This window comes from Microbispora oryzae (assembly GCF_017896165.1).
GTDB classification, from domain to species: domain Bacteria; phylum Actinomycetota; class Actinomycetes; order Streptosporangiales; family Streptosporangiaceae; genus Microbispora; species Microbispora oryzae.
On the sequence record NZ_JAFCNB010000033.1, the window covers coordinates 34,835 to 46,184 of the forward strand.

Genomic DNA, 11,350 nt, shown 5'->3' on the forward strand with positions numbered 1-11,350 from the left:
AGAAGTGAGATCGGTGGAATACGACGCGGCCCTACCCGCGCTCGACCAGATTCTCGTCACCTCGCGCGACTTCGACGAGTACCTCTCGATGTTCGGCCTCGACGCCGACGGGGTCGTCTCGGGGCGGGTGCTCGACTGTCCCGGGGGCGCGAGCGATTTCACCTTCCGGGTGCGCGAGTTCGGCGGCCAGGCCGTCGCCGTCGATCCGATCTACACGCGGACCCCGCGCGAGCTCGCGGATCTGCTCCGGGACGAGCTGCGGCGGGGAGTCGGCAGGGCCGGCACGGCCGGTGAGCTCTACGACTTCTCGTGGACCGGCGGAGTGGACGTCTACCTGCGGCGGCGGGAGCGGTCGGCACAGCGCTTCCTCGCCGACTACGCTCTGGACCGGGGCCGCTACCTGCCCGCGGCGCTGCCTCACCTGCCCTTCCCCGACGGCAGTTTCGACCTCGCCCTGGTGCCGAACCTCCTGTTCTCCTACTCCAACCTGTTCGACCTGTCATGGCACGTCCGGGCGGTGCGGGAGCTCGTCCGGGTGGCGCGCGAGGTCAGGATCCACCCCCTCACCGACACGAGCGGCCGGCCGTACGAGGAACTCCCCCGGCTGCGGTCGCTGGCCGCGGAGGCGGGCATCGAGACCCGGCTGATCGACGTCGACTACCGCCTGCGCCGGGGCACGGAGCGGACGCTGATCTGCCGTCCCGCGCGATGAACCGGCACCGCGCCGGGCTGGTCCTGGCGGTCGCCGCCTACGCGCAGTGGGGGATGTTCCCTCTCTACTGGCCGCTACTCAAACCAGCCGGGGCCGTCGAGATCCTGCTGCACCGGATCTTCTGGTCGTGCGTGGTGGCCCTGCTCATCGTCACCCTCCTCCGCCGCCGGCAGATGCTGCGTGCGGTCGCCTCCCGGCGCGAGACCCGGCTCCAGCTCGTGCTGGCCGCGCTGTCCGTGTCGCTCAACTGGGGCATCTACATCTGGGGCGTCAACGCCGGCGAGGTCGTCGAGACGTCGCTCGGCTACTTCATCACACCGCTGACGACCATCGCGGCCGGAATGCTGCTGTGGCGGGAACGGCTGTCCGTGGTCCAGTGGGCGGCGGTCGCCCTCGGCACGGCCGCGGTCTGCGTCATCACCGCCGACTACGGGCGCCCGCCCTGGCTCGCCCTGTCCCTGGCGCTCACGTTCACCGCGTACGGCGCCTTCAAGAAGCGCCTGAATCTGCCCGCCGTCGAGGGGTTCGCCGCGGAGACGGCGGTGATGGCCGTTCCCGCCCTCGTCGGAATGGCCGTGCTGGGTGCCCGCGGCGAGGCGACCTTCACCACGATGGGGACCGGTCACGCCCTGCTGCTGATCGGCGGAGGACTCGTCACCGCGGGGCCGTTGCTCTGCTTCGGCGCGGCGGCGGTCAGGATCCCTCTGTCGACCCTCGGGATCGTCCTCTACCTCGCGCCGGTCCTGCAGTTCGTCCTCGGTGTCACGGTCTTCCACGAACACATGCCGGCGGCCCGGTGGGCGGGGTTCGCGCTCATCTGGCTCGCGCTCGCCCTGCCCGCGGTCCATTCGATCCGGGTCTCCGCGAGGTCCCGGCGGCTCGCCGGGCCACCCTCCCTCGAAAACGCCCCGTGAGAGAACGAGGGCCGGTGCCGGTCTCACGGATCCCGTGAGACCGGCATCGGCCGGTTGGGTCAGGTGCGGGTCCAGCGCTGGTTGGAGCCGCCGTTGCAGTCCCAGATGACGAGTTTGGTGCCGTTGGCGGTGGCGTTGTTGGGCACGTCGAGGCACTTGTTCGCGCCGACGGCGGTGATGGTGCCGTCGGCGTTGAAGCGCCACTTCTGGTTGTTCTGCCCGTTGCAGTCCCAGATGATCACCGTGGCGCCGTTGGCCGTGCTGCCACCGTTCACATCCAGGCACTTGTTGCCATACACCCGCAGCTCACTGGCACTGGTGGAGGTCCACTGCTGGTTGGACTGGCCGTTGCAGTCCCAGATCTGCGCCTGCGCGCCGTTGGACTGCGAAGCACCGGACACGTCCAGGCACCTCCCGGAGGCGACCGCCTTGACCGCGCCCGACCCCGACCCGCCGGTCGGCGACGCGGACGGTGTCGCGGATGGTGTGGCGGAGGGGGAGACCAGCCCACCACCGCGGACCAGGAACATCGCCGCGGCGTGACCGGCCACCGACGCACTCACCGACCCCGACGTGGTGGCGTTGGTGTGCGCCCACAGATCCCGCACCGAATACGACGAAGCCGCACCCAGCCCCAGCGCCGAAGCCGACGTCGAGATCGTCGCCGTGCTCGTCCCCCGGTTCAACAGCACCACCGCGACCGACCCGTCCGACATCGGCTTCCGCCACACCTCCAGATTCCCGTTATCACTGATCTTCGTGCCCTGACGGCCGCCCCAGTCCTGATCCACCGCGATCACCTCGGTGTTCGTCAGCGTCTCCCGCGTCTCGGCACTCATCGTCCGGATGTCGTTACCCGCGATCAACGGCGCGTTCAGCAACGCCCACATACTGAAATGCGCCCGCCCCTCCGCACCGGTCAACCCGTTACCGACCTCCAGCATGTCCGGGTCGTTCCACCCACCCGGCCCCGAATACGCGTCCAACCCCACCTGCTGATCGATGATGCTCGTCACCGACCCGAAATTCCCCCCGATATCACCCGTGGTCCGCCAGGAGTTCCCCACTCCCATCCCCCACGTCCACACCGACTCCTGCCCCCAGTTACACAAACTGAACAGCATCGGCCGCCCCGTCGCCGCCAGCGCGTCCCGCATCGCGGTATACCGCTGCACCCCGCTCTTGCCCTGATGATCCCCGCAGTTGTCGTACTTCAGATAATCGATCCCCCACGACGCCCACAACGCCGCGTCCCGCGCCTCATACCCCAAACTCGCCGGATACCCCGCACACGTCGTCGTCCCCGCCGACGAATAGATCCCCAGCTTCAGACCCTTACCATGCACGTAATCGGCCAGCGCCCTCATCCCGCTCGGGAACTTCGCCGGATCGGCCACCAGATCCCCCGCCGCGTTCCGGCTCTTGGTCGACCAGCAGTCATCGATGTTGACGTACCGATACCCCGCCGCCGCCATCCCACTGGACACCATCACATCCGCCGTCTGACGGATCAACGACTCGTTGACATTACAGAAGAAGCTGTTCCAGTCGTTCCACCCCATCTGAGGCGTACGCGCCAGCCCGTTGTCCAACGCCACCGCCGGCGCAGAAACCCCCCCGACCACCACCACACACCCCGCGACGGCCACCACAACCGCCACCACCCACCGAACGAACCTACCCATCTCACTCCTCACCCACGAACCGAACCGAAGCGGTTAGTCAACGACTTCCGCCATAGATCCATAAAAACTGTCGGCCGATCCGACGGAAGTCAACATGAGTACGCACGACGGTGTTGTTATGTGGTGCTTAGTGTGGCGAGTCGTGAAACTTTCACGGACGCGGCGGATGTCGCCCGCCGTACCGGCTCACACCCGGTACGGCGGGCGACCCGATGAGGCGCGTCAGGTCAGACGCGGGTCCAGCGCTGGTTGGCCTGCCCGTTGCAGGTCCAGATCTGGAGCTTGGTCCCGTTGGCGGTGCCGCTGTTGGGGACGTCCAGGCACTTGTTCGCGCCGACGGCCGTCAGGGAGCCGTCGGAGTTGAAGCGCCACTTCTGGTTGTTCTGCCCGTTGCAGTCCCAGATGATCACGCTTGACCCGTCGGCGGTGCCGCCGCCGTTCACGTCCAGGCACTTGTTGCCATACACCCGCAGCTCACTGGCACTGGTGGAGGTCCACTGCTGGTTCGCCTGCCCGTTGCAGTCCCAGATCTGCACCTGCGCGCCGTTCGACTGCGAGACACCGTTCACGTCCACGCACCGGTTCGAACCCACACCCCGGATCGCGGTGGTGGCGGGTGTCGTCGGAGTCTGGGTCGGTGTCTGGGTGGGTGTCTGGCTGGGTGTGACGGACGGTGTAGCGCCGGTCGAGGTGACGGTGATCAGGACGGCTTCGCGGGCGGGGACGGTCACGGTGTAACCGCCGGTGAAGGTCCCGGCGTCGGTCCCGGTCCACAGATTGCGCACCGCGGCAGGACCGCTCAACCCCAGATCCGACCAGCGGGCGGTGATCGAGGCCGCCGACGTCGTCCGGTTCAGCAACACCACCGCCCGCCGGTTCGTCCCCGACAGCACCTTGCTGTACACCTGCCGCCCCGACTGATCCTCAGCCACCTTCACACCCTGACGCCCCAACGCATCCTGATCCACCGCGATCACCTCACGATTCGTCAGAATCGACCGCGTCTCCGCACTCATCGACGCCAGATTGTTCCCCGCCAGCAACGGCGCCCCAGAAATCGCCCACAACCCCATATGCGTACGATTCTGCGCCGCCGAAAACCCGTTCATCCCCACGATCAACATATCCGGATCGTTGTAATGCCCCACACTCTGCGCCCCCGGATGCTGCGCCGAATCAAAGTTCGCCAGCACCCGATCCAACGACGCGTTCTCCCCCCAGTAGATGATGTCGCCACTGGTCCGCCACATCGTCGAAATCGCCGGCGCCCAATCCCACGGCGACTGCACCCCCCAGTTACACACTGACAACACCAACGGCCGCCCCGTCTGCGCACTCGCCCGATCGACCGCCGCACTGATCGCCTGATACGCCGACCGCGGATTCAACCCCTCCGCGCTGCCCCCGCACCAGTCGACCTTCACGAAATCGAAACCCCACTGCGAGAACTGCAGGAAATCCTGGTCGTAATGACCCTCACTCCCACTGTTCGGCGCCGCCGGACGCCCCGTCGGGTAGTAATACCCACACCCGTTCCGCCCCGCGTCGGTATAAATCCCCGCCTTCAGCCCCTTACTGTGGATGTAATCCGCGATCGCCTTCATCCCACCCGGCCACTCGGCGGCATCCACCGTGATGTTGCCCGCCGCATCCCGCGTCCCCTGCCACCAGCCCTCATCGATGTTGACGTACTGATAACCCGCGTCCCGCATCCCCGACGACACCAACGCATCCGCCTGCGCCTTGATCACGTTGTAGTTGATCTGCGCCGCGAAGGTGTTCCACGACGCCCACCCCATCGGCGGCACCGCCACCTGCGCCACCGCCGCCGCAGCGACCGGCCGGGCAACCTGATCCACCACCGTCACCCCCACCCCCGCCCCCACCACGACCAGCACCCACGCCACCACAACCGACCGCCGCCACACACCACCAGCCGAAGACGACCGCCGAAACCAACTGATCAATCGCATGAGTACCTCCGCGGATGAGGGAACCGGCGTTCGCGCGCTCCGGTTCCGGAAGCCAGTCGTACGAACGTCACATTGCCGGGAATCGCAGCGAATCGATTCGGCGCAATGGGCATACCTGAGTCGAGGACAGGGGACCGTGCGTCGTCGCGGGCAGGTGCTGGTGCGGCGGAGCTAACCCGACGTGACGAGGGCCTGTCAAGGATCACTCGCGCCCGGCCGGAGCGCCCGGCCCGTGGGCGCCTTCTCACTCGCGTTCGACGAGGTATGGCCCGAAATCGCGCGAGAACGGAGCCGATGAAACTTTCATGGATGCCGCAGGCGGCCGGCCGTCCCGAGCGATCGCGGCGATGCCGGAGCGGCGTGGAACGCCCGCGTGGGCAGCCGGGACGGCAGCTGGGAGAGCCTGGGGAGAACCGACGAAACACCCCGTTCACGTCGGGGACACGCACCATTGACATGCCGCGCCGGCCGATCCTAAGCTGCGTGCGAATCGGTTCGATGACGCGGCTCACCCTTCTTCTGTTATGAGCGGGCCCACCCCGCCATGTGCACTAACCTGCTCGTCCGCGCTGCCCGCGCCAGAACGATTCCGAGGAGTGCGAGATGAACATCGGCGAAATCGCCCGCCGGGCCGGAGTGTCACGCAGCACCGTCTCGTACGCCCTGAGCGGCAAGCGGGCGGTCTCCGAAGAGACCCGGCGACGCATCCAGGCCGTCATCGACGAGCTGGGCTACCGTCCCAACGCCGCCGCCCGGGCGCTCAAGGAGGGCCGGACCCGCACCCTCGGCCTGGTGATACCTCCGGCCAGCCTGCGGCTGACCGACATGCAGCTCGGTTTCGTCGCCAGCGTCGTCGAGGCGGCGGCCCGGGTCGACCTCGACGTGCTGCTCTCGCCCTCGGGCGGCGACCACGACCGGTCCTTCGAACGGATGATCAGCGGCCGGCGGGTGGACGGCGTCATCCTGATGGAGATCCGCCTGGAGGACGAGCGGGTCGACCGGCTCCAGCAGACCGGTCTGCCGTTCGTCACCATCGGCCACACCGCCAACCCGCACGGCACCTGCTGGGTCGACGTCGACTACGCCACGCTGATCTCTCGGTGCGTGCACCACCTCGCCGACCTCGGCCACCGCCAGGTGGCACTGGTCAACCGGTCGGCCGAGCTCGTCGCCTCCGGATACGGGCCGGCGCAGCGTGCCCTGTCCGGGTTCACCGAGGCCACCGACCAGCGTGGCATCACCGGTGTCCACCTGTGCTGCGCGGACGAGGCGAGCGCCGGCCAGTCCTGCATGGAGCGGCTGCGCGACGAACACCCCGCCGTCACCGGGATCGTCACCATCAACGAGGCCGCCCTGCCCGGTATTCACCGCGCCCTGGAACAGGCCCGCGTCGTCGTCCCGCGAGACCTGTCCATCACCGGTGTGGTGGCCCGCCACTGGGCGGAGGACTTCCGGCCCCCGCTGACCGCGGCCGACGTGCCGATGGAAATGGGCACGCAGGCCGTGGAACTGCTGCTCGAACGCATCTCCACGCCGGATGCGCCGCCCCGGCACCTGCTGTTCACCCCGCCGATCTCCCTGCGGGCCACCACCGGTCCCGCACCCGTGCGCTAGGCATCCGCGACACCACCAAGCTCAGGGCAGGCCCGTGGTCCGTCCTGCGATCCCCAACACCCCCCGATGTCCAAGGAGTCACCAGTGGACGCCACAACCAGTAGGGACACCGCAACCAGTAGGGACGCCGGATCTCGTAGGCGGCGCGGACGCCGGGGCGGTCTCGCCGCGCTGCTGTCCCTCGGCGCGCTCGTCGCCGCCTCGGTGCTGTCCGCCGCGCCCGCCCAGGCGGCCGACCAGTCCATCACGGTCAACTTCGCCACCACCAACGGCTCGCCGACCTACCGGGCCTCCGGCTGGATCTACGGCATGACCGAGAACGGCGCAGCCCCCGCCGACAACTACTTCACCGACGTGAAGTTCCAGTACATGCGCGCCGGCGGCGCCCAGCTCGACAGCCCCGGCGGCTGGGTCTCCGGCAAGTACGACCGCCGCTGGAACGCCACCCGCGCCCAGATGCTGCGCACCCAAGCCCTCGGCGGCAAATTCGTCCTGCTCGTCCACGACCTGTGGGGCGCCGACGGCTACCCCATCTCCCGCTTCCCCGGCGACAACGGCAACTGGACCGACTACGACAACTTCCTCACCCGCCTCATCAACGACGTCCAGGCCACCGGCGTCCCCGTCGAATGGGACCTGTGGAACGAACCCAACATCACCATCTTCTGGAACCGCACCCAATCGCAGTACTTCGACATGTGGAAACGCGCCTACCAGCGCATCCGCGCCGCCTTCCCCTCCCACCTGATCGTCGGCCCCAGCTTCGCGGGAGTGCCGTCCACCGGCGGCTGGTGGACCCAGTACCTCGACTACGTCAAGGCCAACAACGTCGTGCCCGACATCGTCAGCTGGCACTCCCTGCCCGGCGACCCGGTCAGCAACGTCTCCACCGCCAACACCACACTCGACTCCCGGGGCATCGCCCACCCCCGCCCGTACCAGATCAACGAGTACGGCGCCTCCAACGAGCAGAACCCCGCCGACGGCGCCTGGTACATCTCCCGCCTGGAGCGCGCCGGCGCCGACGGCCTGCGCGCCAACTGGGCCGGCGGCAGCAACCTGCACAACGACCTGGCCAACCTGCTGACCCACAACTCCGCCGGGCAGTACTCCACCAAGGGCGAATGGTGGGTCTACCGCTTCTACGGCTCCCAGACCGGCCAGATCGCCGCGGTCACCCCCAGCGCCAACTACGACGCCTTCGCCACCAAGGACAGCGGCAACGCCAAGATCCTCGTCGGCGGCGGCACCACCACCGGCAACGTCGCCGTCAACCTCCAGAACCTGAACACCACCAGCGGCATCGTCCAGAACAACCAGGTCCGCGTCCTCACCCAGCGCATCCCCTACAACAGCGGCGGCGCCGTCACCGGACCCGTCACCGTCCAGGACACCGTCGTGACCCTGTCCAACAACGGCACGACCGTCAACCTCCCCCACACCGCCGTCGACGACACCTTCACCATCACCCTCCTGCCCCCGAACGGGAGCACGGCGTCGCCCAGCCCGAGCCCGAGTGTGTCTCCGTCAGGGTCGGGCTCGACGTCGGTGCTGCGCAACGTCAACGCCAACCGGTGCCTGGACGTCCCGAACGCGAGCACGACCAACGGTCTCCAGCTTCAGCTGTGGGACTGCAACGGCCAGGCCAACCAGCAGTGGACGTACACCTCGTCCAAGCAGCTGCAGGTCTACGGGAACAAGTGCCTGGACGCCAACGCTCAGGGCACCGCGAACGGCACACAGGTGATCATCTGGGACTGCAACGGCCAGACCAACCAGCAGTGGAACGTCAACGCCGACGGCACCATCACCGGTGTGCAGTCCGGCAAGTGCATGGAGGCGAGCAACTTCGGGACCGCGAACGGCACGAAGGTGCAGCTGTGGTCCTGCACCGGCACGACCAGCCAGAAGTGGAACCGAAGCTGACCCCGTGACCGGCCGGGACGGGCCCGGAACCGTCTAGGCGCGCGGACCGCCTGGGCGGAAAAGGAAAGGGCCCCGAACGGAACGGCCCGGCGGCGAGATCCTCTCGCCGCCGGGCCCTCACATGTCCCGGTGTCACCGCTTCTCCGCGCCGGACGCTCCGGGGCGGGACACCCCCAGTCGAATCGCTTCGACGATCACGCGCCGGCCGACGCCCACCGGCCTTGTGGATCAGGCCGGCCGCGTCGTCATCCAGCGGCCCGGCGCTCGTGGGCGGCGGCGAGCATGAGATAGGCGCTGGCCGTCCAGGTGTAGGCACGGTCGCGGAGCCCGGCGCCGCTGCGGGCGTCGAAGTTCTCCGCGAACCCCGACTTCTCGCACAGGTCCCGGAAGCGGGCGCTGATCTCGTCGGCCAGGTCCGTGTAGCCGGCGCGGCGCAGGCCGTCCTCGATCAGGATGGTCGAGGGCGCCCAGATGGGCCCCCGCCAATACCCGTCGTCCAGGTAGCGCGTGGACGTGGGCAGCTCGGTCGCGAGCCCGAACGCCGTCAGATGCTTCTCGATGCGCGCGGCCAGCGCCTCCCGGACGGCGTCGGGCAGTTCCTCCCCCAGCACGATCGGCATCAGGTCGAGCAGGCTGTCGCTTGACCACGTCTGCCCCGACTGCGCCCCCCTGGCGACGAACCGGTCGCCGGTCCACAGCTCGGCGAGCAGCGCCTCGCGCATGCGGTCGGCCTCCTCGGACCAGCGCGCCGACTCCTCCGGCAGGGCGAGTTCCGCGGCCAGGCGGGCGAGCTCGCGCATCTGGAGGACGAGGAACGCGGCGAGATCGGCGGTCTCCACGACCCGCTCGGGATCGAAGGTGGTGGCGTTGTCCCACCCGCTGTCGTTGCCGTGCTGGTAGTGCGCGAACGGACGGCCGGGGACCCGCCGATGGGTGAGCCAGAAGGAGGTCCACCGTTCGAGCAGCCGGTAGACCTCGGAGGCGTCCTCCTCGGGCAGCGGACGCAGCCGGCCCAGCGCCCAGCCGTGGATGGGCGGCTTGACGAAGTTGTAGAGGATCTCGGAATGCGTCACCGAGTCGGGCAGCGCGCCGGCGGCGTCCTGGTGGTCGAAGACCAGCCGGAACTGGTCCCAGGACAGATCGGGCAGGCCGCCCCCGAGCGCGATGGCGTTGAAGCAGTGATCCCAGCTCCACACCTTGTCCATCCAGTGCTTGGACATCAGCACGGCGGGGCGGGTGATGAATCCGGCGGGTCGCACCGTGGCCGACCACAGGACGTAGGCGGCCAGTTCGGCGGCGGGCGTGCGGTCACTGCGCCAGGGCGCCACCGCGTCGCGGAACGTCTCGAACTCCGCCCGCGCCGCCGCGACGACCTCCTCGAACGCGCTTCCGCTCCGGTAGGGGGCGCGTGCGGTCTCGTACTCCTCCACCGCGATCTCCCACGCCTCGCCGTCGGCGGGCAGGACGACGCCGCGTTCCGCCGCGCCGAGCGACTGCGTGCCGGGGTTCGCGCTGATCCGGCCGTGCAGGAGTGTGACGCGATAGCGACGCCCCGTCTGGTACACGGTGAAGACCCACGACCCGTCCACGGGGTCCCGGTAGAAGTACGGGCCGCTGAACGGCGTCAGGACCGGATCGGCCGCGAGGAGCCGCAGCCCCAGGCCCTCACCGCGCACCCGTACGGTGTCGGGGGTCTCGTAGGCGAGCTCGATCCGGCCTGCCTCGGCGGTCCAGGTGAGCAGGTGGGGTGTCGCGGTGACGGCCGTCTCGGCGGGGGCTCCCTCCGCGGTGGGGATCAGCCGCAGGATGGGATGCATTCCGGTCTGATGCGACACCAGATGAATATCCTGGGCATAGGTCTTCTCCGCGATCACCGGGGAGAAGTCGAACCAGGATCCGCGGAAGCTGAACGGGATTTCCTGCGGGGAGAACACCGGGCCTGCGGCGACGGTCATGGAGTGAGATTCCCTTCGTTCGGGAGGAGCGCCGGTCAGTGCTTCACCGCGCCCGCCGTGACACCGGCGGCCACGTAGCGCTGGGCGATGACGAGCAGCACGGCGGCGGGAATGGACGCCACGACGGCCGTGGCCATGATGGCGTTCCACTGCTGGTTGTTGTTGCCGATGTAGTGGTAGATGCCGAGGGTGATCGGCTGGCCGGCGCCGCCTTGGTCGAGCGTGCTGGCGAAGATGAAGTCCGACCACGCCCACAGGAACGCGAACAGCGACACCGTGATGATCGAGTTCCGGCTGATCGGCAGCACCACGGACCAGAACACCCGCACAAGTCCCGCGCCGTCCACCCGGGCCGCCTGGAGGAGTTCCTCGGGGATCCCGGACATGAACGTCGTGAGGATCAGGACGGCGAACGGCACGGCCAGCGTGGAGTCGGCCACGATAAGGCCGGGCACGGTGTTCAGCACGCCCGTGCTGAGGTAGATGGCGTAGAACCCCATCGCCATGATGATCCCCGGGATCATCTGCGCGATCAGCAGCACGAAGCTCAGCACCCCGCCGCCGCGCGGGC

At 68.5% G+C, this 11,350-nt stretch carries 8 protein-coding genes; 4 read left to right on the forward strand and 4 right to left on the reverse strand.

Features of this window, described 5'->3' with window-relative positions:
- Positions 1–4: 4 nt before the first annotated feature.
- Together JOL79_RS32205 and rarD are read left to right on the forward strand one after the other, a co-directional pair.
- Positions 5–712, forward strand: coding sequence for a class I SAM-dependent methyltransferase (locus JOL79_RS32205; RefSeq protein WP_210159714.1), 708 nt, complete (start codon positions 5–7; stop codon positions 710–712).
- Positions 709–1,626 (forward strand): EamA family transporter RarD, encoded by a 918-nt coding sequence (gene rarD / locus JOL79_RS32210; RefSeq protein WP_210159715.1) that lies wholly within the window; start codon positions 709–711, stop codon positions 1,624–1,626. The genes JOL79_RS32205 and rarD overlap by 4 nt, the downstream gene beginning before the upstream one ends.
- A 59-nt stretch (positions 1,627–1,685) precedes the next feature.
- On the opposite strand, the gene JOL79_RS32215 is transcribed toward rarD, so the two are convergent.
- Together JOL79_RS32215 and JOL79_RS32220 are read right to left on the reverse strand one after the other, a co-directional pair.
- Positions 1,686–3,311: a lectin gene (locus JOL79_RS32215; RefSeq protein WP_210159716.1), complete on the reverse strand. Its 1,626-nt coding sequence runs from the start codon at positions 3,309–3,311 to the stop codon at positions 1,686–1,688.
- Positions 3,312–3,538: 227 nt separating this feature from the next.
- Entirely contained in the window at positions 3,539–5,209 is a 1,671-nt protein-coding gene (locus JOL79_RS32220) for a glycoside hydrolase family 27 protein (RefSeq protein ID WP_210159717.1), read from the reverse strand.
- A gap of 678 nt (positions 5,210–5,887) precedes the next feature.
- Here JOL79_RS32220 and JOL79_RS32225 point away from each other — a divergent pair.
- Entirely contained in the window at positions 5,888–6,898 is a 1,011-nt protein-coding gene (locus tag JOL79_RS32225; RefSeq protein WP_210159718.1) for a LacI family DNA-binding transcriptional regulator, read from the forward strand.
- A gap of 84 nt (positions 6,899–6,982) precedes the next feature.
- Positions 6,983–8,824, forward strand: a complete 1,842-nt coding sequence (locus JOL79_RS32230) for an RICIN domain-containing protein (protein WP_210159719.1) — start codon at positions 6,983–6,985, stop codon at positions 8,822–8,824.
- A gap of 245 nt (positions 8,825–9,069) precedes the next feature.
- Here the strand turns inward: JOL79_RS32230 and JOL79_RS32235 are convergent, their stop codons facing one another.
- Together JOL79_RS32235 and JOL79_RS32240 are read right to left on the reverse strand one after the other, a co-directional pair.
- Complete coding sequence (locus tag JOL79_RS32235) at positions 9,070–10,779, reverse strand: amylo-alpha-1,6-glucosidase (RefSeq protein ID WP_210159720.1); 1,710 nt, start codon at positions 10,777–10,779, stop codon at positions 9,070–9,072.
- 35 nt (positions 10,780–10,814) lie between these two features.
- The coding region (locus tag JOL79_RS32240) for a carbohydrate ABC transporter permease (RefSeq protein ID WP_210159721.1) at positions 10,815–11,350 on the reverse strand (536 nt) is incomplete at its 5' end.

Coding starts and splice junctions, on each gene's coding strand:
- rarD (WP_210159715.1), top strand. CDS start 709: ATGAACCGGCACCGCGCCGGGCTGGTCCTGGCGGTCGCCGCCTACGCG.
- JOL79_RS32215 (WP_210159716.1), bottom strand. CDS start 3,311: ATGGGTAGGTTCGTTCGGTGGGTGGTGGCGGTTGTGGTGGCCGTCGCG.
- JOL79_RS32225 (WP_210159718.1), top strand. CDS start 5,888: ATGAACATCGGCGAAATCGCCCGCCGGGCCGGAGTGTCACGCAGCACC.
- JOL79_RS32235 (WP_210159720.1), bottom strand. CDS start 10,779: ATGACCGTCGCCGCAGGCCCGGTGTTCTCCCCGCAGGAAATCCCGTTC.